At 60.5% G+C, this 19,137-nt stretch carries 22 protein-coding genes; 11 read left to right on the top strand and 11 right to left on the bottom strand.

The annotated features are described in order from the left end of the window. The first annotated feature begins 13 nt into the window (after positions 1–13). Positions 14–664 (top strand): aspartate/glutamate racemase family protein, encoded by a 651-nt coding sequence (locus PH552_RS31600; protein WP_113251197.1) that lies wholly within the window; start codon positions 14–16, stop codon positions 662–664. Here the strand turns inward: PH552_RS31600 and PH552_RS31605 are convergent. Beyond that, complete coding sequence (locus PH552_RS31605; protein WP_112340319.1) at positions 659–1,003, bottom strand: nuclear transport factor 2 family protein; 345 nt, start codon at positions 1,001–1,003, stop codon at positions 659–661. The genes PH552_RS31600 and PH552_RS31605 overlap by 6 nt on opposite strands. Before the next feature lie 174 nt (positions 1,004–1,177). Here PH552_RS31605 and PH552_RS31610 point away from each other — a divergent pair, with 174 nt between their 5' ends. The 3 genes from PH552_RS31610 to PH552_RS31620 all read left to right on the top strand — a co-directional run bounded on the left by PH552_RS31610 (position 1,178) and on the right by PH552_RS31620 (position 4,021). After that, entirely contained in the window at positions 1,178–1,993 is an 816-nt protein-coding gene (locus PH552_RS31610) for a helix-turn-helix domain-containing protein (RefSeq protein WP_113251186.1), read from the top strand. 106 nt (positions 1,994–2,099) lie between these two features. Continuing rightward, positions 2,100–2,786: a YbhB/YbcL family Raf kinase inhibitor-like protein gene (locus tag PH552_RS31615; protein WP_113251187.1), complete on the top strand. Its 687-nt coding sequence runs from the start codon at positions 2,100–2,102 to the stop codon at positions 2,784–2,786. Further along, entirely contained in the window at positions 2,783–4,021 is a 1,239-nt protein-coding gene (locus tag PH552_RS31620; protein WP_113251188.1) for an MFS transporter, read from the top strand. The genes PH552_RS31615 and PH552_RS31620 overlap by 4 nt, the downstream gene beginning before the upstream one ends. Before the next feature lie 53 nt (positions 4,022–4,074). Here the strand turns inward: PH552_RS31620 and PH552_RS31625 are convergent, their stop codons facing one another. Next, the gene (locus tag PH552_RS31625) at positions 4,075–4,686 is read right to left on the bottom strand and encodes a TetR/AcrR family transcriptional regulator (protein WP_113251189.1); all 612 of its coding nucleotides are present in this window, start codon (positions 4,684–4,686) and stop codon (positions 4,075–4,077) included. 118 nt (positions 4,687–4,804) lie between these two features. Between PH552_RS31625 and PH552_RS31630 the strand changes: the two genes are divergently transcribed. Beyond that, positions 4,805–5,488: a glutathione S-transferase N-terminal domain-containing protein gene (locus PH552_RS31630; RefSeq protein WP_113251190.1), complete on the top strand. Its 684-nt coding sequence runs from the start codon at positions 4,805–4,807 to the stop codon at positions 5,486–5,488. A gap of 42 nt (positions 5,489–5,530) precedes the next feature. Here the strand turns inward: PH552_RS31630 and PH552_RS31635 are convergent, their stop codons facing one another. Continuing rightward, a complete protein-coding gene (locus tag PH552_RS31635) occupies positions 5,531–6,418 on the bottom strand; it encodes a branched-chain amino acid aminotransferase (RefSeq protein ID WP_113251191.1) in 888 nt (295 codons plus the stop codon). A gap of 309 nt (positions 6,419–6,727) precedes the next feature. On the opposite strand from PH552_RS31635, the gene PH552_RS31640 reads away from it, so the two are divergent. From PH552_RS31640 to zwf, 3 genes are all read left to right on the top strand, one after another. Continuing rightward, the gene (locus tag PH552_RS31640; protein WP_113251192.1) at positions 6,728–7,768 is read left to right on the top strand and encodes a zinc-dependent alcohol dehydrogenase family protein; all 1,041 of its coding nucleotides are present in this window, start codon (positions 6,728–6,730) and stop codon (positions 7,766–7,768) included. Positions 7,769–7,824: 56 nt separating this feature from the next. Further along, positions 7,825–8,595: a trans-aconitate 2-methyltransferase gene (tam, locus tag PH552_RS31645; protein ID WP_113251198.1), complete on the top strand. Its 771-nt coding sequence runs from the start codon at positions 7,825–7,827 to the stop codon at positions 8,593–8,595. Positions 8,596–8,764: 169 nt separating this feature from the next. Then, positions 8,765–10,285, top strand: a complete 1,521-nt coding sequence (gene zwf, locus PH552_RS31650) for a glucose-6-phosphate dehydrogenase (protein WP_183762964.1) — start codon at positions 8,765–8,767, stop codon at positions 10,283–10,285. A gap of 31 nt (positions 10,286–10,316) precedes the next feature. On the opposite strand, the gene PH552_RS31655 is transcribed toward zwf, so the two are convergent. Together PH552_RS31655 and PH552_RS31660 are read right to left on the bottom strand one after the other, a co-directional pair. Further along, positions 10,317–11,672, bottom strand: coding sequence for a metallophosphoesterase family protein (locus PH552_RS31655; protein WP_113251825.1), 1,356 nt, complete (start codon positions 11,670–11,672; stop codon positions 10,317–10,319). 163 nt (positions 11,673–11,835) lie between these two features. Further along, positions 11,836–12,231 carry a hypothetical protein gene (locus PH552_RS31660; protein WP_112340310.1) on the bottom strand — a complete coding sequence of 132 codons (396 nt, stop codon included), beginning with the start codon at positions 12,229–12,231 and terminating at the stop codon, positions 11,836–11,838. 429 nt (positions 12,232–12,660) lie between these two features. On the opposite strand from PH552_RS31660, the gene PH552_RS31665 reads away from it, so the two are divergent. Beyond that, on the top strand, positions 12,661–14,172 hold the full coding sequence (locus PH552_RS31665; RefSeq protein WP_113251826.1) for a helicase HerA-like C-terminal domain-containing protein: 1,512 nt from the start codon (positions 12,661–12,663) through the stop codon (positions 14,170–14,172). Between the two features lie 159 nt (positions 14,173–14,331). On the opposite strand, the gene PH552_RS31670 is transcribed toward PH552_RS31665, so the two are convergent. Continuing rightward, complete coding sequence (locus PH552_RS31670; RefSeq protein WP_113251769.1) at positions 14,332–15,108, bottom strand: VOC family protein; 777 nt, start codon at positions 15,106–15,108, stop codon at positions 14,332–14,334. Positions 15,109–15,325: 217 nt separating this feature from the next. Continuing rightward, the gene (locus PH552_RS31675) at positions 15,326–16,051 is read right to left on the bottom strand and encodes a DUF899 domain-containing protein (RefSeq protein WP_113251768.1); all 726 of its coding nucleotides are present in this window, start codon (positions 16,049–16,051) and stop codon (positions 15,326–15,328) included. Between the two features lie 71 nt (positions 16,052–16,122). Here PH552_RS31675 and PH552_RS31680 point away from each other — a divergent pair, with 71 nt between their 5' ends. After that, entirely contained in the window at positions 16,123–16,569 is a 447-nt protein-coding gene (locus tag PH552_RS31680; protein ID WP_112340305.1) for a MarR family winged helix-turn-helix transcriptional regulator, read from the top strand. Here the strand turns inward: PH552_RS31680 and PH552_RS31685 are convergent. The 3 genes from PH552_RS31685 to PH552_RS31695 form a co-directional block, all read right to left on the bottom strand. Beyond that, a complete protein-coding gene (locus PH552_RS31685; RefSeq protein ID WP_113251767.1) occupies positions 16,556–17,326 on the bottom strand; it encodes an RES family NAD+ phosphorylase in 771 nt (256 codons plus the stop codon). The genes PH552_RS31680 and PH552_RS31685 overlap by 14 nt on opposite strands. Beyond that, entirely contained in the window at positions 17,286–17,669 is a 384-nt protein-coding gene (locus tag PH552_RS31690; RefSeq protein ID WP_113251766.1) for an MbcA/ParS/Xre antitoxin family protein, read from the bottom strand. Before PH552_RS31690 ends, PH552_RS31685 begins: the two co-directional genes overlap by 41 nt. Before the next feature lie 105 nt (positions 17,670–17,774). Continuing rightward, positions 17,775–18,197: an organic hydroperoxide resistance protein gene (locus tag PH552_RS31695; protein ID WP_112340302.1), complete on the bottom strand. Its 423-nt coding sequence runs from the start codon at positions 18,195–18,197 to the stop codon at positions 17,775–17,777. A gap of 136 nt (positions 18,198–18,333) precedes the next feature. Here PH552_RS31695 and PH552_RS31700 point away from each other — a divergent pair, with 136 nt between their 5' ends. Then, entirely contained in the window at positions 18,334–18,798 is a 465-nt protein-coding gene (locus PH552_RS31700) for a MarR family winged helix-turn-helix transcriptional regulator (protein WP_112340301.1), read from the top strand. 117 nt (positions 18,799–18,915) lie between these two features. Here PH552_RS31700 and PH552_RS31705 read toward each other — a convergent pair. After that, positions 18,916–19,137 (bottom strand): transposase (locus PH552_RS31705; RefSeq protein ID WP_285165947.1); only part of this gene is annotated, 222 nt, incomplete at its 5' end.

The following is a 19,137-nucleotide window of genomic DNA, read 5'->3' on the forward strand; positions in this document are numbered from 1 at the left end:
TACGAGATATCCCGTGACGATCGTCTGCCTGCACACAGCCAAAAGCAACATTGCCGTCTATGAGGCGGCGGCAAAAGCACTCGGATTGCCTGAGGGCACGCTGCGTCATCATGTCCGCGCCGACCTCCTGCTTGCCGCCGAAAAACTGGGACGCCTGACGGATGAGATTTCGGCCGAAACGGCGGCTCTCCTCTGGCATCTGGCCGAGGATGCCGATGCCGTCGTGCTCAACTGTTCGACGCTCGGCCCGGCCGTCTCGAAGGTCGCGGCGGGTGCTGGAGCGCCGATCATCAGGGCGGATGCGGCGCTGGCCGAACAGGCGGTCAAGGCCGGCGGCAAGGTCCTCGTTCTCTGCACCGTCGAAACGACCATCATCCCGACGACAGCCCTCTTCGAGGCTGCTGCAAAGGCAACAGGCGCGGAAATCGAAGTTCGGCTGGTTCCTGGCGCATGGACACATTTCCGGTCAGGCGATCTGCGGGCCTCCATCGCCGATGCGGTGAGGGAAGCGCATGGCGAAGGCGCCGTCACGCTCACTTTCGCGCAGGCGTCGATGACGGGTGCCGTCGACCTTCTCTCGGACGGCATCGAACGACCGATAACCGGCCCGGCGACCGCCCTTGCAGCGGCAATCGCAAAAATTGCCACGGCTGACCTGTTATAAGTTCCGTCCGAAATAGACATCGATCTCGGCGATGCGGTCGCCGGCAAAATGGATCATCTCGACATTGCGAAAGCTGCCACCGTCCATCTTCTCGGCGCGATAGCTGACGATAACGTCATCGCCATCCGCCACCAGATGTTCGATATGGATGTCGCGGAAGATATTCTCCTTCGGCCAGCAATGCTCGAAATAGCGCTTCCGGTCGATATGATCGTCACGCGGGCTCGAAAAGGTAAAGTTCCGGGTCAGCATCGGATCGACGACATCAGGCTGTTGCGCCACATAGGCGGCAAACAGGCGTCTGACGATATCGCAACGGACATTTTCGAGAGAGTTCATAATGTGCCTCCTCCTTGCATCGGCGCAATCACGGTGCCTATGGCAATCCGATTGCAAAATGCAATCAGTTTATAACATCAGCCGGGCGAACCAACAAGGCGCTTTGCGGACTTGGCATTGTCGTCCGCGTGGTCCAAACTTCGCAGCACCCCATATCAGCAGGAAGCCATCGTCGTGTCCGAGGCTCATCATCCCATATTGGAAAAGCTGCGCCGCCTGGCGGCAAAGGACAATCGTCCGACTGTCGCGCTGAGCAGCATCGGCAGCTATTCCACGCTTTTCACCTTCGTCGCGCGCGAACGCGAGCGCATTGCCGGCTCGGCCTTTTCTCAGGTTTCAATCGTCGCCATCCTCGAAGGTTCCAAGGAAATCGTCAGCATGGGACGGCAGCGGCATTTTGCAGCCGGTACGGTGCTCGTGCTGCCGGCCGGCTGGAGCGGCGATGTCGTCAACGATCCCGATCCGCAGACCGGCTTCTATCGGGCAATCTTCATCACTTTTCCCGAGGAACTGACGCGCCGCGCCGCAAAAGCCTTTCCGCCGGCCCAAACCGCATCGCAGATCGACCTGCCACTCGATCCATTGCTGGCCGCTGCCATCAGCCATGCCGGCGAAGGCATTGCCGGCGGTAACATGCCGATCCCGCTGATCGAACACAGGCTCCTGGAAATACTCATGGTGCTGGGCATGCGCGGCGCCCTGCCCGGGTCGCCGGAGACAACCGCAGAGGCGGTGCGGGCGCTGGTACGCTGGCAGCCGGATCGCCCCTGGACTGCCGACCTCATCGCCGCCGAGCTCGGCACCAGCAACGCGACGCTGCGCCGGCGCCTGACGCGCGAGGGCGCTTCCCTGCGAGAGGTACTGGCAAGCGAACGCGTGGCGCTGGCAACGACCCTTCTCGCCGAGGACGGGCTGTCGTTGCGCGAAGCAGCCCTTGCTACCGGTTATCGCTCGCCACGCCGCTTCGCCGATCGACTTCGCGGTGCATGAGCGTTTTAGGCCGCATTTTGAGCGTTTGTGTGCGCAGCCGCTCAGCACGAATTTGTTAGACCCAGCCCTCAAAGCTCACAAGAGCGAACCGCGAAAGGGCAACATCATGAAAACCATGCTCAACCTTCTGAACGCCACCGTCATCGCAGCAGTTGTCGCCACGCCGGCCCTTTCGGCCGATCTCAAGGTGACGTTCGCAAAGAGCAATGGCCGGATGATGATGCCCGAAAATGCCTCCTGCATTTCGACATCTTCAGACAAGTCGGCACCCGGTCCCAACAAGAGCCTTGCCGTTTCCTGGTCGAACGGGCCGAAGGGCACGCGATCCTATGCGCTGACGATGGTCGACCCTGACGTGCCCGCGGATTTCTCGTTGTTCAACAAGGCGGACAAAACCATTCCGAAGGATTTCAAGCGGATGGAGTTCGTTCACTGGGTGCTGGCCGATATTCCCGCATCGCGCACCAGCCTTGCCGAAGGTGCCGACGGAAACGGCCCTTCAGCCAATGGCCTGCCGCTCGAGCGCACATCCTATGGGCGCCGCGGCCAGAATGGTGCGGGCGGCAGCAATTTGAAGGACGGGCCGCATGGCGGTTATATGGGCGCTTGCCCACCCTGGAATGACGCGCGTGTCCACAGCTATCACGTCACCGTCTATGCGCTCGATGTCGACCGACTGAACCTGCCGGATCTCTTCACCCGCGCCGATCTGCTTGCTGCCGCGAAGGGTCATATCCTCGCATCGGGCAGCCAGGAACTGTTTTACACATTGAATGCAAAGGCCGAGAAATGACCGAGACGAGATGGGATGCAGCCGCACCGGCCGAGCCGGAAACCGCGCATTGGATGCGGAACCTGGTTATCTGCCTCGTCGGCTCGTTCACGACGATCGTGGCAATGACGCTGCTGCTCCCCTTCCTGCCGCTCTATGTCGAGGAACTCGGCGTCAGCGACAAGGCCGCGATCGTGCAATGGTCCGGCATCGCCTATGGCGCCACCTTCTTTGCCGCAGCCTTGGTCGCGCCGCTCTGGGGGCGGCTCGGTGATATCTATGGCCGCAAGCTGATGCTGATCCGCGCCAGCCTCGGCATGACGGTCGCCATCTCGCTGATGGGCATGGCCGGCAATGTCTGGCAGCTGGTAGCGCTGCGCCTCTTCACCGGCCTTGCAGGCGGCTATGCCTCGGGATCCATGGTGCTGGTGGCGGCCCAGACGCCGAAGCATCGCTCTGCCTGGGCGCTGGGCACGCTGTCTGCCGGTATCATGGCCGGAAACCTTGTCGGACCGCTGATCGGCGGCGCGCTGCCACCGATCATCGGCATTCGCGGCACCTTCCTGCTGGCCGGCGGCGTGATCTTCTTCACCTTCCTGGCGACAACCTTCCTCATCAAGGAGGAGAAATCCACGGCGCGGAAGAAGGCTGCGAAGGCAAGTGGCAGTTGGGCGTCCATTCCTGACAAGCGCCCCGTCGTCGCCATGCTGTCGCTCGGCCTGCTACTGATGCTGGCCAATATGTCGATCGAGCCGATCATCACAGTCTATGTCGCGCAGTTCGTCACGGACGCCAAGGTGACGATGGTCTCGGGCGTCGTCATGGCGGCGGCTGCGCTCGGCAGCATCCTGTCGTCCTCCTGGCTCGGCAAGCTTGCCGATCGCATCGGCTACTGGAGCGTCATCATGGCGGCGCTTGCCGTTGCGGCGCTCTTGTTGATCCCGCAGGCTTTCGTGACCTCGGCCTGGCAATTGATCGGCTTGCGCTTTCTGATGGGCGTGGCGCTCGGCGGCCTTCTGCCCTGCATCACCGCCGTCATCCGGCACAATGTTCCCGATGCGGCGACGGGCAGCATTCTCGGCCTCTCCATCTCCTCGCAATATGTCGGCCAGGTGGCAGGCCCGGTCCTGGGCGGCTTCGTCGGCGGGCATATCGGCATGCCCGCAGTCTTCCTCGGAACCTGCGTACTGCTGGCGCTCGGAGCCATCTATTGCTGGTGGGTCAGCCCGAAGACAGAATCACACAGGGATCGATGAGTTTGCGCGAGTTTGACGTCTGGAGATCGATCCGAGCAGCATCAAGCTGCCCCTTATAGCCGGCCGCAGATAAAATCGACGCCAGAACGCGCGATCGCCTCCAGCGTCTCGCGCGTATCGCCTGCACGCGCTCGAACGGCAAGCGAATGCATGACGGCGGATGCGAGCTTTGCGAGCGTTGCAGCATCCGTGTTATCAGGGAGTTCGCCCTGCTTCACCGCAAGCTCCATGCGTTCCTTGATCGCACCGTCGAATTCATTCAGGCTGCGGCGCAACACCTCCCGCACCCGATCATGCTGAATAGCCTCTGCCGTGGCAGTGCCGATCAGGAAGCAGCCACGCGCTGCAGTCTCGCCATGCAGGTATATTTTCAGAGCCTCGGCATAGATGCGCGTGAGATTTTCCCGCAGCGTGAGGGTCGGGTTGAGTGCCTCAGACAATATATCGAGGCTGTCCTCGCGGTAGCCTTCCAAGGTGTCAAGATAGAGGTCCTCCTTGTCACCGAACGCGCCGTAGAGGCTCGGCCGGTTCAGTTTCGTCGCGGCGCTCAAATTATCCAATGAGGCGGCCGAGAACCCCCTGTCCCAGAAGACCTCCCGCGCCTGCCCGATGACTGCTTTGGCGTCAAAAGCGCGTGGACGACCCTGTTTTTTCTCGCTTTTCATATTTTATACTAGTTCGCACAAAAATCTTGACCGGATGAGTTTTATGCGAAATGGTACAAATATTCAATAGGTGCCGACGCCATACCTCGCGCCTGCATCGAAAAGGAGAGAGAAACCCATGAAACTCTACATGCACGCCGCCGCTTGCTCCCTGTCGCCGCACATCGTTTGTCGGGAGTTGGGGCTGGATGTTGAACTGGTCAAAGTCGATCGGAAGACTCATCGGACGAGTTCGGGCGAGGACTACCTTGCCATCAACGGGAATGGCTACGTGCCGGCATTGATGCTTGATGATGGGAGGGTGCTGACCGAAGGTCCTGCCATCGTGCAATTCCTCGCGGAATGTTCACCGGAGGGGTCGCGCCTCCTGCCGGAGGCCGGAACCTATGCCAGAAGCCAGGTTCAATCCTATCTGAATTTCATCACCGCCGAACTTCACAAGCCAATGGCGATGCTCTTCAACGCCGCTTATGAAGGCGCCCATGCCGGCATTCATGAACTGGTATGCAAGCGACTGGACTGGCTGAACAGCCGGCTTGTCGGCCCCTATCTGACCGGTGACGACTTCACGGTGGCTGACGCCTATCTCTTCGTCTGCTTGAACTGGTCGCCGTGGATCAAGATTGACGTCGCACGCAGGCCGGCGTTACAGGAGTTCATGGCCCGCGTCAGCACAAGACCGAGCGTCCGCCGCGCGCTCCAGGCCGAAGACCTCGAGGCTTTCGAGACTGATGGCGTTTTCTTCGCGCCGCGATCCTACATCGCTTCGGCAGGTCGTGTGGGAACACCCGTGCGGCCATAAACGGCCGCACTCTTCCGCATGTCCTTCTCCTTACGAAAAGGGTTATTCCTCGCTGGCGCTGCGGCCGTGAGCCCAATCCATATAGAGTTCCAGCGCCTTGCGGGCGACCGGTCCTTCCTGGAATTCGCGGTCGTCCAAGCGGTTGACGCTGACGACCTTGGAATAGTTGCCGGTCGTGAAGATTTCGTCGGCGCCCATGAACTGTTCGACGGATAGGGTTTCCTCCCGCACATCGAAGCCCTCCTGGCGTAGCAGACCGATGACGCGGGCGCGCGTGATGCCGGCAAGGAAGGTGCGGTTGGCGACGGGCGTATAGACGATACCGTCCTTGACCATGAAGACGTTGGAGGATGCCGTTTCGACAACGTTGCCGTTGATGTCGCGCACGAGCGCATTGTTGAAACCGCGACTTCTCGCCTCCAGGATCATGCGGCCGCTGTTCGGATAGAGCGAGCCGGCCTTGGCGTCGGTCATCGCCGTTTCCGGCGACGGGCGGCGGAAGGGCGAGACCGTGAGCGTGATGCCGCCATTGCCGCCAAGCGGCGCCTCGAACAGGCAGAGGGCGAAGCGCGTCGATTCCGCATCGACGGCAACGACGCTGCCCGGCGAGCCATGCTCGCCCCAATACATCGGCTTGATATAGATGGGCGTCTTGCCGTCGAATTTCCTGATACCTTCCCAGGCGAGCGCCTCGATCTCCTGCGAGGTCTTGATCGCCTTCAGCCCCATGGCGACGGCCGAATGATTGATACGCTGGCAATGGAGATCGAGATCGGGCGCAATGCCGTCGAACCAGCGCGCGCCATCGAACACTGTCGAACCGAGCCACATGGCATGCGAAGTCGGCCCGATCAGCGGCGGATTGCCGGAGAGCCATTCTCCCTCGACATGGGTCCAGGTGGTGGTGCGGGGCGACGTATCGACGGACATGGTGCTTCCTCTCCTCAAGCGATCCAGCTTTTCGTGGACTCTCCGAACCGCTCCATCTCTTTGTTTTCATGCAGCTCCAGCCGGAAAATCGCTACGCGCTTTTCCTGGAATTGCTCTGGGTGGCGAAAAGCAAATAACCGCGCAACCCAAGGGTCAAGCAGAAACTATGCGGCAAAATTCATTTGCAACAAAGCGCTCGATACCGCATTCATGGCGCAATTTTCATGCGTCGAAACAACAGCTTGACGAATAGGTCCATCAGGAAAAATGATGAGCCGGCCAAACCGTCAGGGAAGAGCGAGAACTCCCATGAAAGCGATGTATTACGAGACCTTCGAGGCGACACCCGAAATCCGTACCCTGCCGGACCCGACACCGGGTGAGGACGGCGTCGTCATCGCCGTCGGGGCGACCGGGCTCTGCCGCAGCGACTGGCATGGCTGGATGGGACATGATCCGGATATCAGGCTGCCGCATGTGCCGGGCCATGAGCTTGCCGGCAAGGTCGTGGCGACAGGGCGCGGCGTCGTCCGTTTCAAGGTCGGCGATCGCGTCACCGTTCCCTTCGTCTCCGGCTGCGGTCATTGCGCCGAATGCCATTCCGGTAACCAGCAGGTCTGCCCCAGTCAGTTCCAGCCCGGCTTCACCCATTGGGGCTCCTTTGCAGAATATGTGGCGATCGACTACGCCGACACCAATCTCGTCCACCTGCCCAAGACGGTCGACGATGCGACGGCGGCAAGCCTCGGCTGCCGTTTCGCCACCTCCTTCCGCGCCGTTGCCGACCAGGCCAAGACCCGTCCAGGCGAGTGGATCGCCGTGCATGGCTGTGGCGGCGTCGGGCTGTCGGCGATCATGATTGCGAGCGCCCTTGGCGCCAATGCCATCGCCATCGACATTTCCGACGAGAAGCTGGCCTTCGCCCGCGAGTGCGGCGCGGTGGCAACCATCAATGCGTCTGAGATCACCGATGTGGCCGAGGCGGTGCGCGAGATCACCAAGGGTGGCGCGCATGTCTCGATCGATGCGCTCGGCCATCCCACGACCTGTTTCAACTCCATCAAGAACCTGCGACGGCGCGGCCGGCATGTGCAGGTCGGCCTCATGCTCAGTGACTACGCAACGCCGCAGATCCCGATGGCGCAGGTCATCGGCCATGAACTCGAGATTTACGGCAGCCACGGCATGCAGGCCTGGCGCTACGATGCCATGCTCGACATGCTCGCCGCCGGCAAGATCGCGCCGCAGAAGCTCATCGGCCGCAGGATCAGCCTGGAAGAAGCCGTTCCGGCGCTGATGACGCTTGATAAGGCCGAGGGCAAGGGCATCAGCGTCATTACACGGTTCTGATATATCCCGGTGCTATGCGCATCGGGGAAACGGCAATCCACGAAGAGGATACGCTTATGGCATGGTCTGCCGGCCAATATGTTAAATTCGAGGATGAACGCACGCGCCCGGCACGGGACCTCTTGGCGCAAGTGCCGCTGGAGCGCGTCGAGCGAGCGATCGACCTCGGCTGCGGCCCTGGCAATTCGACCGAGCTGATCGTCGAGCGTTATGGCACCGCCGGTGTCTCCGGCCTCGATAGCGACGACAATATGCTGGAGGCCGCTCGCAAGCGCATGCCCGGCACGCACTTTGAAAAGGCCGATCTCGCCACGTGGCGGCCGCAGGAACCCTTGGACCTGCTTTTTGCCAATGCGGTGTTTCAGTGGTTGCCCAATCATCTCGACATCCTCGACCACCTGATGGACGGGCTGAAACCTGGCGGCGTGCTTGCCGTGCAAATGCCCGACAACCTGACCGAGCAGAGCCATCTGATGATGGAAGAGACCGCAAAGAACGGTCCCTGGAGCGATGCCTTCGCCAAGAAGAGCGTCCGGCGCAATCCGCTGCCCGCGCCGTCGGTCTATTACAACAGGCTGATCGGCAAATCGGCCCGGGTCGATATCTGGCACACCAACTACAATCACGTGCTGGAGAATGCCGCCGCCATCGTCGAATGGGTGAAGGGCACGGGCCTGCGCCCTTACCTCGACCATGCCGGCGCAGAGCATCGCGATGCCTTCACCGCCGAATATCTGAAGCACGTCGAAAAGGCATATCCGCCGCTCGTCGACGGCAAGGTGCTGCTGCGGTTCCCACGGCTCTTCCTGGTTGCCGTAAAAAACTAGGAACCGATCCGTTCCGAAACAGACTGACGCCGGCGTGCCGATCCCATCGACAACCGGCGCCGGCCCGCGCTAGAACACCTTCAGCCGAGGCTAAAACAGCAATAGCTCCGAGGAGATAGTCGATGCCCCCCAGAAATCCGCTCCATGTTTGTCAGAAGGAGAAGCGCCCATGACCACCCCCGACCTGGCGCCCGCCCCGCCCCTGACCTTCGTGATTTTCGGTGCTGCCGGCGATCTCACCCGGCGCCTGCTGATCCCGACTCTGATCAACATGACCCGCAGCGGGCTCGTCGGAGAGGATTTGCACATTCTCGGTATCGGCATAGAGACCGGCGGCGTCGACATGCTGGTGGATCGCCTGGAATCATTCCTGAAGACCTCCGGCGATATGGACGATCCCGAGCGGCAAGCCGCGTGGCAGAGCCTGCGCAAGCGCATCAGCTATATCTCGGGCGACTTCACGCAGAATGGCGTCTACAAGGAGATTTCGGACTATCTCTCGCATGCGGCAAGCGCCAATGCGGCCTTCTATTTCGCCGTACCGCCACGCTTCTTCGGCGATATCGCCGAGAAACTATCCGAAAACGGGCTGATGAACGAGGCGACCGGCGCCTTCCGCCGCATCGCAATCGAAAAGCCCTTCGGCCACGATCTTGCCTCGGCACAGGCTTTGAACGCGCGGCTGCTGAACCATGTGTCCGAAAGCCAAATCTATCGCATCGACCACTTCCTCGGCAAGGAAACCGTCCAGAACATCATGACGACGCGCTTCGCCAACATGATGATCGAGGCGCTGTGGAACAACAATTATATCGATCACGTCCAGATTACGGCGGCCGAACTGGTCGATGTGGGCATGCGCGGCAAGTTCTACGATGCGACCGGCGCGCTTCGCGACATGGTGCCGAACCACCTCTTCCAGCTGCTGGCCATGGTGGCGATGGAGCCGCCGAACAGCTTTGATGCGGAATCGATCCGCAATGAAAAGGGCAAGGTGCTGAAAGCCCTGCGTCTTTATTCGCGTGAGGAAGCGGCCAAGAATGGCGTGCGCGGCGCCTATACGGCCGGCCCGCTCGCCGGCCACGATCTGCCCGCCTATACCCAGACCGCAGACGTCGCGCCTGACAGCAATACCGAAACCTTCGTGGCGCTGAAGCTGTTCGTCGATACCTGGCGCTGGGCCGGCGTGCCCTTCTACCTGCGCACGGGCAAGGCGATGAAGGCACGCGATACGGAGGTGGTGATCACCTTCCGGCAGGTGCCTTTTGCACAATTCCCGCGCCACGAATCCCGCCCGGAACTTCCGCCGAACAGGCTCATCATCCAGGTGCAGCCCGACGAGGGGCTGGACATGGAAATCTCCATCAAATCGCCGGGGCTGGTGCTGAAAACAGCGCCGGTCTCGCTCGACTTCCGCTATGCCGACAGTTTCGACATCGGCAAGCAGACTGGCTACGAAAGCCTGTTCTACGAACTCTTCGTCGGTGACCAGACCCTGTTCCAGCGCGCCGATGGCATCGAAGCCGGCTGGGCAGCCGTGCAGCCCTTCCTCGATCTCTGGGCAGAGGGCGGCAAACCCGATCCCTATGCGCCCGGCAGCACTGGTCCTGCCTGCGCCGACGAGCTCATCGAACGCGACGGCCGCAAATGGCATGAGATCGATGGGACGCCGAAGGGCAGGAAGATTTAGGTTTGAAGGCTAATCACTGCGGCGGAGGCGATCATGCCGACGCCGCAATCTGGACAGCCAGGTCCTTGCCCATGAAGGGACGGTCCGCGACGCCGCCCTGGGCATGGCCCACAGCCCATCGTTCAGGCCATATGGTGCGCTCGAGACCGGTTGCCGATGCGCCCTTGAGCGAGCTCCATCCGTGGTCAGTCGGCATACGAAAGAGCATACCACCAGGCCCCATGCCGGCGTGTAGGGCAATATCTATATCGAATGGTCGGCCCGGAGCGAGATCAGGCCCGAACCAATAATGCGGACTGCGGCCGGGATCGCGGCCAAGAATCAAAGTCAGTGTCTGCCGGGGACCACGCAAGCCCAGCCAGATGGGGGCGATCTCTTCGGGTCCGAAAGCGGAAAATAGCGTTTGCGCCGGGGCATGCGCCTCGTCTGCCAAGCATCCGGATATCCGGAGGTGAACGATATAATCATCGCCTCTGAGACCGTCAAAATCGGCTTTATTCAATCCTTGTGACAGGTGTCGCAACGTCTCAGCCGCTTTAAAAGGCCATTGCAGCCGCTCGCGAACGATGCCGTCAATGTCGAGCACCTGATAGCGAAATCCATCGGCGTCCAATGCGGCCTGAACGCAATGGAGATACTCCACACCTTCCGGCATCCGGTGCGCCGTCCCCGCTCCCGCCGTACAAAGCTGCAGGACGCCGCGATGAACTTGAACGTCGAAAACCAGCATATGGCTGCAGACATAAGCCAGGACATCGGCGTCCACGAGAATATCCCAGAATGGCTTCGCGTATTCGTGACCGATCTCCCGCTGGTATGCACCGGAATATCCATTGACGGGGAAAACAGGGTGATGACCCAGCACAATCTTATACCTGGCATCGGAATGCGCCTTTAGCGTCGCTTCCAGCCACTCCGTTTCGACGTGCCCCTCGCCGCCTAATCCAGTCCACAACGTATGTACGAACACCAACAACAGATCGTCGCGACGAACCCAGTAGGATAGTCCTTCCTGCCCCACAGGCCCGTTCTCGGGCAGCTGAAGCACCTCGCGGAAAATCCTCTCGCTCATCTCGTCATAGGCCGTGTGGTTGCCTGTCGTATGCCAAAGCGGCGTTTTACGGCGATCAAGCCATGCCATCTCATGATCAAGCCAATGTCGCCATTGCGCCCGCAATGCATCCGGATCGGCAGTTAGCCCGATGATCTCGTCACCCGGAAACAGAATGAATTCTGGGTGCGGATCGAGCCTGCGCAGGATCTGATTGACGCTGGCGAAAGTGCTTTCATGCAGGGCGCCGGGGATACCGGAACAGGCATCACCATAGAGGATGAACTGATGACCGGACCTGCTTGGCATAAGGGCCGGGATAGGGCTATCTGGCACGAAGCTGCCTCCTCAAAAGCCACGGCCCTCGCCCAAGGGCGAAGGCCGAGAGATTCGAAGCAATCGATGCGTAAACTGCGGAGCGCGCCCATGAAGTCAACGGATGAAACCAATGACCATTAGCCAGTCGGCTCTCTCGTCATCAAGAGAACGCGTCTCCGGCCTAGATAAACTGGTGCAGGCCCGGGACGGAACTGACAACCTGGTCGACTACCTCGTCGCCGGCATGCTGGCGGGCGGTTGCAATCGTCTCCTTGGCGAGCGAGGTGATTTCGCCCATGCTGAGACCGCTGCTCATCAGCTGCTGGCCGAGCGCCATCAGGCCGCCGCCGCCGCCGACGGCGCTGAGCAGGCCACCCAGCAGACCACCGCCGCCCGTTTCCTCGCCGTTATATTGCGCAACGAGATCGCTGGCGCCGGGAATGGATTCGATCATCTTGGTGACAGGACCATCCGGAGCTTCGCGCTGCAGGAAGCCGAGAATCATGCCGACGGCCTTTTCCGCGAGGTCGGGAGCGATGCCGGCTTTGGTCGCGATCTGATCAATAACTTCGTTCATTGTGGCCTCCTACCTTTACGACGTTAACGTCAACGTAACTGAATGAAGCGACCGGCACAAGCCGCGCTGGCGGTCCTTACGCTACCAGAAGCATAACCGCGACGCGAACAGTTGTCCGCATTCAAGTCAGTTCTTATAACAGTGTCAGGACAAATCGATGAATGGCCCTGACAGCCCGAAAGGCTGCTGTGCCGCCGCCCTAGTACCGGGTGATTCTGGATCGAATCGATCCAGAATCACCCGGTACTAGGATCAAATAGGTAGAGCATGATGTCGTCGGAAAACCGGTGACACTTTTCGGCATCATGTTCTAGAGCATTTCCGCTTTTCTTCGAATCGCGAAAACGCTCTATCTTTTTGTTTTTACGCAGTTCCGGACGCAAAACCGCTTCGCACTTTTGCTGGAAGTGCTTTAAGGGAGACGACACCATGCCGCAGCAGGATGGACAGATTTTCGTCGGCGCGAGCCGCAATCCGGATGACAGCATCAACAAGGACGAGTTCCTGACGCTGAAATTCGGCAACCGCCACGGCCTCGTCACCGGCGCGACGGGCACCGGCAAGACGGTGACGCTGCAGGTGCTGGCGGAGGGATTTTCCAAGGCCGGCGTGCCCGTCTTCTGTGCCGACATCAAGGGCGATCTCTCCGGCATCGCCGCCAAGGGCGAGGCCAAGGATTTCCTGCTGAAGCGTGCCGAAGAGATCGGCCTCTCGCCCTATGAATTCGATCAGTTCCCGGTGATCTTCTGGGACCTCTATGGCGAAAAAGGCCATCGCGTGCGCACGACCATCGCCGAGATGGGGCCGCTGCTGCTGGCACGCTTGATGGATGCGTCCGAGGCGCAGGAGGGCGTGCTCAACATCGCCTTCAAGATCGCCGATGAAAACGGCCTGGCACTGCTCGATCTCAAGGACCTGCAGGCGCTGCTGAACTATATGGGTGAGAATGCCAGCGAGCTTTCCAGCAAATACGGCCTGATCTCGAAGTCGTCGGTCGGCTCGATCCAGCGGGCCATGCTCGTGCTGGAACAGCAGGGCGCGGAAAACTTCTTCGGCGAGCCGGCGCTCAAAATCTCCGACATCATGCGCGTCAGTAATGACGGCTACGGCCAGGTTTCGGTGCTCGCAGCCGAGAAGCTGATGATGAACCCGCGCCTCTATGCCACCTTCCTGCTGTGGCTGCTCTCCGAGCTGTTCGAGGAACTGCCCGAAGTGGGCGATCCGGAAAAGCCGAAGCTGGTCTTCTTCTTCGATGAGGCGCACCTGCTCTTCAACGACGCGCCGAAGGTGCTGATCGAACGCGTCGAGCAAGTTGTGCGCCTTATCCGCTCCAAGGGTGTCGGCGTCTATTTCGTCACCCAGAACCCGCTCGACGTGCCGGAAACGGTGCTGGCGCAGCTCGGCAACCGCGTGCAGCATGCGCTTCGCGCCTATTCGCCGCGTGAGCAGAAGGCCGTGCAGACGGCGGCCTCGACATTCCGGCCCAATCCCGCCTTCGATTGCGCCACCGTCATCACAACGCTTGGTACCGGCGAGGCGCTCGTATCGATGCTGGAGGGCAAGGGTGCGCCGTCGGTTGTGGAGCGCACGCTGATCCGCCCTCCGTCCGGCCGCATCGGCCCGGTCAGCGACGCCGAGCGGCAGGCGATCATCAATGCAAGCCTGGTCGCCGGCGTCTACGACCAGACGATCGATCGCGAGTCGGCTTATGAAATCCTGGCGGAGCGTGCGAGCAAGGCGGCAGCGCCGCAGAACGAGAGTGCCGGCGATGGCTGGACCCTGCCCGGATTCGGCGGCGACAGCGGCAAGCCTGCCGGGCGTCGTTCGGGCTATCAACGCGAAACGATCATGGAAGCGGCGTTGAAGAGCGTGGCGCGCACGGTCGCCACGCAGGTCGGACGGGCGCTGGTGCGCGGCATTCTCGGCAGCTTGAAGCGGTAAAAAATCACCCTCCCCTTGAGGGGGAGGGTCGGAGCGAACCTCCGGGGGTGGGGTGATCTGCGACGATCTTTACAGATCTGGGTGTCACCCCCACCCACCGCTTTGCGGCGACCTCCCCCTCGAGGGGGAGGTACTATTCCCTCAAGGGGAGGGTGAAAACTACCGCACCGGCGCAACCAGCGAAAAGAAGGCGCCCTGCGGGTCGGTGGCCTGGACGATCCAGCTGCCGCCGGGGACTTCCATCGGGCCGTTGGCAATCTTGCCGCCGCCTTCCGTGATGCGGGTGATCGCCGCATCGATCGCCGGGACGTTGATGTAGAAATTCCAGGCGGGCGTGGGCATTTCCGCCGGTTTGGTCATGATGCCGCCGAAGTCCCGATCGCCGATCTTGAAGATCTTGTATTTGCCCATCGGCCCCATGTCGAAATCGGAGCTCAATTCCCAGCCGAACATCTCGCTGTAGAAATCGAAGGCCTTCGGGCCGTTGCCGGCATAGAGCTCATGCCAGCCGAAATAGCCTGGGGTGGCGGGGGCTGGCGGCTGCCAATCCTGGCCCGGCAGCGGCGTGAAGAGGCAGAAGGCGGCGCCATAGGGATCGGAGACGACGGCAAATCTGCCGACGCTTGGAATGTCGGTCGGCTCGCGATAGATCTTGCCACCCTTGGCGGCGATCGTCTTTGCCGTCTCGTCGACATCGGGAACGCCGATATAGCCGGTCCAGCAGGGCGGGGTGCCCATGGCCTTCGCCCCCTCCGGCAAGATCATCAAGCCTGCAACAGGGCCGGCACCAGCGCTGAACAGCGTATAGTCCATGCCGACTTCCGGCATGCCGGCATCCGCCGCATCCCAGCCAACCACCTTGCGATAAAAAGCTTCGGCCGCCGCCATGTCGGTGGTCATCAGCTCGTACCAGACAAAATATCCTTTCTCAGCCATCGCGTCTCTCCCTGTTGTGATTGTTGCGGTCATCCGTCTTGTCTTGAGCCTGATGTCGGCACACGCGCATCATGGCCGATGAAAGTGACGGCCGAACGATGGCTCATCGATAACCCGTCGTTTCCCGGCAAGCAGGCTCCAGGTCTTAACTAGGCGCAAGGCGTAATAATTCGACCCCTTGCGCCGCATGGCATGAATTTGGCAGTCCCGTCATGCCTCAATGGCAGCAGGAGCCCGCCTTCGCCGCCTCCTGATATTCGTCGTGGCGACGCACGAAATCCATGGTGCGGTCTTCATTCCGGCCCTTCGGCGCGTTGTCGAGGATCATCAGCGTACCGATCATTTCCTCACCGCCGCGGGCATAGCTGGAATAGGTGTGAAAGATATTGCCGGCTTCATCCTTGTAGAAGGCGCTAAGTCCCGGCAACTCGTCATTGCCGTTGGCGGCGTCCATATCGGTGAAGTTATAGAACACCTTTTCACCGGCAAGCTGCTCTTTGGTGAAAGAGACGTGATAGTCGAAATTAAAATCATTGGAGAAGGACGACACCCATGGGAACTTCCAGCCCATGCGTTTCTTGTAGGCCTCTATCTTTTCGATCGGCGCGCGGGCAACGGCGACCAGCGTGACATCGTGGTTGTTGAGATGCGGAAGCGTTCCATCGAAATGATCGGCGAGGAAGGAGCAGCCGGTGCAGCCGGCATCCCAATCCGGGCCGAGCATGAAGTGATAGATGATCAGCTGGCTGCGGCCATCGAAGAGATCCGCAAGCGTCTTCTTGCCGGCCGGCGTGTCGAAAACATAGTCTTTCTCGACCTTCACCCAGGGTAAGGCCAGGCGTTCGGCATTGACGCGATCGCGAAGACGCGTTGCCTCCTTCTCCCTGGCGAGCAGCTGGCGGCGGGCTTCGAGCCACACTTCCCTGGAAACGACCTGGTTCATTGTCAGCGCCCTCCTCCGGCGTTTTCATTCCCAAATCTTGACAAATATATTGATATCAATATTAATGAATCATGTCAAACTCAGTCGAAATCCCCTTTGAAACCACGCTGTTAGTACGCGATACCTGCCTCTGCCTGCATGTGCAGCGTGCCGCGCGCGCTCTTGCCCGTCGTTTTGACGAAGCGCTGAGGCCGTTTGGGCTCACCAACGGCCAATTCTCCCTGATGATGTCCCTGAACCGGCCGGCGCCGGCCTCCATGGGATCGGTCACGGCATTGCTCGCAATAGATCAGACGACGCTGACGGCGGCCTTGAAGCCACTGGAGCGGCGCGGATGGATCAATATTGTCCCCAATCCCAAAGACCGAAGAGCTCGCCTTCTCAGCCTCACGCCATCCGGAAAGGCAGCGCTTGCCGCCGCCGTGCCGGTCTGGAAGACAACGCATGCGGCCCTCGAAGAGCGGCTGCCCGACGGCAATGGCGACCGTTTGCGCCGCGATCTTGCTATTCTGCTCTGAATGGCGGCTCCGACAAGCGGGGATCGCGATCGAAATCCTGCCTTTCGAAGCCGATGCGACGCCGGGGGAATTCGGAGAGCGCCTGGACACCAGCGCGCGACAGCCGGATGCGCCATGTCTGGCGCTCCACCGGCTCGCGCGCGGAGAAGGCCCTGGCCGTCAGGAGTGCGATGTTCCTGCCGCCCCGAGGATCCCGAACAGATCGGTAGAGGATCGCTTCGATGCCGCCGGCCCGCGCCGCTTCGGCAAGCAACTGGCATGCTTCGTAGTTGACCGGATCGGCCCAGTGCTGCCGGTCGCGATCCAGAGGGGATATGGTCAGGTCGATCGCTGCCTTCGTGGCGATCGACGCGGCAAAAGCGGTGTATTCCGCTGCATTGGCCGGCAGCGGCGTGTCGGGCGAATCACGGAAAAAGAGCAGCCGATAGAAGCTCATCTCCGCCAGGGCCGTTTCCACCTGCTCGGAGGCGTAGAAAACGCCAAGCGTGCGGCCAGCGCGACGGAAACGAGAGCCGTGCGGGTAGATCGCACCATAGCGGAAGGGTGTTGCGAGCAGATAGTCGAGACCGGCGCATTCCGGCGGCAGGACCGGCTTGCTTTCCTCCAATAGACTTTCGAGAAGCGCCTGCTCCTCGAGCGTCTCCACAAGCTTCAGCGTCGAGACCTGATGCTGCGCTTCCACCAGTCGCCAATAACGGCCGGAAATGGCCCTTGCCTCAGATAAGAGCGCGGCGGGCGTCCAGATAGGCAAGGACATCGGTCAAACCAGAAATCGAAATGATCTTGTCGATGGGCGCTGCGCCGAAGGCGAGATTGCCGTTGCGCAGCCATTGGCGGGCCACAGCTTCGTCGCCACCCACGATGGCATCGAGCGAGCGGAAGAGCCGAACGAAAAGCACGGCCAACTCGAACGGCTTGCTGTTGCGCTCCAGCAAATGATCCTGCCGCTTCATACGCGACACCGTTGCTTCCGAGACACCGATGACGGCCGCCAATATGCGGGCGTTCAATCCCAGCCGGTCGGCGGCATTGACCACCGCCTTAGTAAGGACGAGTGCTTCGCCAGGTCTTGTCTGGCCTGCTATCTGTGCCATTGTCATAGGCAATCCTTTCCTAAGAAAGAATATAGCATATTTCTTGCAAAAGAAAAGGAGCAGAGGCGAGACCTCTGCTCCCGAAGCTTTCAAGCTATGCCGCAGCTCGCCTCAGACGACGGTGAACGGCACTTCGGTCGAGGTGCGCATGGCGTGGCTGTAGGGGCATACGATATGCGCCGCGGCAGCGAGCTTTTCAGCCTCGGCCTTGTCCATGCCGGGGATATGGACCGCCAGAGACACTTCGATGCCGAAGCCGCCGCCATCCGCGCGCGGGCCGATGCCGACAGTCGCAGTCACCTTCGCGTCTTCCGGAATCTTGACCTTCTGCTGGCCTGCGACAAATTTCAGGGCGCCCAGGAAGCAGGCGGAATAGCCGGCTGCAAAGAGCTGCTCCGGATTGGTGCCCGTGGCACCGTCGCCGCCGAGTTCCTTCGGCACGGTCAGCGTGACATCGAGGACACCGTTTTCGGAAACTGCATGGCCGGCACGGCCACCGGTGGCGGAAGCTTTGGTGGTATAGAGAATTGGCATGTCATGCCTCCTTTTGTGTTTGGATAACGATTATATACATCACGATTTAATCGCGCGCAATATGTATTTTTTGCAATTTGATTTTGCAAAGTGAATTTGTGACAATGCCTGCAACAAGAAAAATGGCGGAGCAGCAATGACGGACAAGGCGGATGGGCAGACCATGATACCTGACGAGGAAAAGCGGCTGGAAAGCCAGCTTTGTTTTGCCGTCTACAGCGCTGCGCATGCCTTTAACCGGGCCTACAAGCCGATTCTCGATCGCGTCGGCCTCACCTATCCGCAATATCTCGTCATGCTGGTGCTATGGGAAAAGGGCCGTCTGTCGGTCAAGACCATCGGCGAGAAGCTGGACCTCGATTCCGGAACGCTGTCGCCATTGCTGAAGCGGCTCGAACAGGCCGGCCTGATCAGCCGGGCGCGAGACCCGAAGGACGAGCGGCAAGTGATCATTTCCCTGACGGAAAAAGGCGCAGGCATGAATTGCCAGGTCGGCACGATCATGAATGCCATCGGCCAGGCGACCGGCTGCGACATGGCCGAAATGGCCAATCTGCGCGATCAGTTGCAAAAGCTGAAGGTCAATCTGGCGGCGGAATGAAGCCTCCGGCACAGGAACCTGCCCCGCCCTCGGAAAGTCGGGAAAAGTCATGACCTCCACCAGAGGTGGAGGTTTGAAACGCTGCGCTTGAACCGCTAGAAGCGGTATTGTTAGCGCTTAGTAGCTACGATTGAAGAGGTCGGCAAAGTCGGAAGCTTTGTCGGCCTTTTCCTGATTACGGATATATTGTCTGACGACCTGCTCGTTATAGCCCGTCGTCGATACGAAATACCCGCGTGCCCAAAAGTGATACCCTTTGTAGCGGCGCTTGCGCGCATATTTGTTCGCTACGTAAAGGGCCGTCTTGCCCTTCAAGAAGCCGACAATATGCGAAACCGA

This window comes from Rhizobium aureum, assembly GCF_030182495.1.
GTDB classification, from domain to species: Bacteria; Pseudomonadota; Alphaproteobacteria; order Rhizobiales; family Rhizobiaceae; genus Rhizobium; species Rhizobium tropici_C.

What these genes read in the sequence shown, in the direction of transcription:
- PH552_RS31630 (WP_113251190.1), top strand. Translation starts at nt 4,805, where the DNA reads ATGAAACTCTACATGCACGCCGCCGCTTGCTCCCTGTCGCCGCACATC.
- PH552_RS31605 (WP_112340319.1), bottom strand. Translation starts at nt 1,003, where the DNA reads ATGAACTCTCTCGAAAATGTCCGTTGCGATATCGTCAGACGCCTGTTT.
- PH552_RS31670 (WP_113251769.1), bottom strand. Translation starts at nt 15,108, where the DNA reads ATGGCTGAGAAAGGATATTTTGTCTGGTACGAGCTGATGACCACCGAC.
- PH552_RS31665 (WP_113251826.1), top strand. Translation starts at nt 12,661, where the DNA reads ATGCCGCAGCAGGATGGACAGATTTTCGTCGGCGCGAGCCGCAATCCG.
- PH552_RS31685 (WP_113251767.1), bottom strand. Translation starts at nt 17,326, where the DNA reads ATGTCCTTGCCTATCTGGACGCCCGCCGCGCTCTTATCTGAGGCAAGG.
- PH552_RS31635 (WP_113251191.1), bottom strand. Translation starts at nt 6,418, where the DNA reads ATGTCCGTCGATACGTCGCCCCGCACCACCACCTGGACCCATGTCGAG.
- PH552_RS31675 (WP_113251768.1), bottom strand. Translation starts at nt 16,051, where the DNA reads ATGAACCAGGTCGTTTCCAGGGAAGTGTGGCTCGAAGCCCGCCGCCAG.
- PH552_RS31640 (WP_113251192.1), top strand. Translation starts at nt 6,728, where the DNA reads ATGAAAGCGATGTATTACGAGACCTTCGAGGCGACACCCGAAATCCGT.
- PH552_RS31625 (WP_113251189.1), bottom strand. Translation starts at nt 4,686, where the DNA reads ATGAAAAGCGAGAAAAAACAGGGTCGTCCACGCGCTTTTGACGCCAAA.
- PH552_RS31680 (WP_112340305.1), top strand. Translation starts at nt 16,123, where the DNA reads ATGTCAAACTCAGTCGAAATCCCCTTTGAAACCACGCTGTTAGTACGC.
- PH552_RS31700 (WP_112340301.1), top strand. Translation starts at nt 18,334, where the DNA reads ATGACGGACAAGGCGGATGGGCAGACCATGATACCTGACGAGGAAAAG.
- zwf (WP_183762964.1), top strand. Translation starts at nt 8,765, where the DNA reads ATGACCACCCCCGACCTGGCGCCCGCCCCGCCCCTGACCTTCGTGATT.
- PH552_RS31660 (WP_112340310.1), bottom strand. Translation starts at nt 12,231, where the DNA reads ATGAACGAAGTTATTGATCAGATCGCGACCAAAGCCGGCATCGCTCCC.
- PH552_RS31620 (WP_113251188.1), top strand. Translation starts at nt 2,783, where the DNA reads ATGACCGAGACGAGATGGGATGCAGCCGCACCGGCCGAGCCGGAAACC.
- PH552_RS31615 (WP_113251187.1), top strand. Translation starts at nt 2,100, where the DNA reads ATGAAAACCATGCTCAACCTTCTGAACGCCACCGTCATCGCAGCAGTT.
- PH552_RS31690 (WP_113251766.1), bottom strand. Translation starts at nt 17,669, where the DNA reads ATGACAATGGCACAGATAGCAGGCCAGACAAGACCTGGCGAAGCACTC.
- tam (WP_113251198.1), top strand. Translation starts at nt 7,825, where the DNA reads ATGGCATGGTCTGCCGGCCAATATGTTAAATTCGAGGATGAACGCACG.
- PH552_RS31695 (WP_112340302.1), bottom strand. Translation starts at nt 18,197, where the DNA reads ATGCCAATTCTCTATACCACCAAAGCTTCCGCCACCGGTGGCCGTGCC.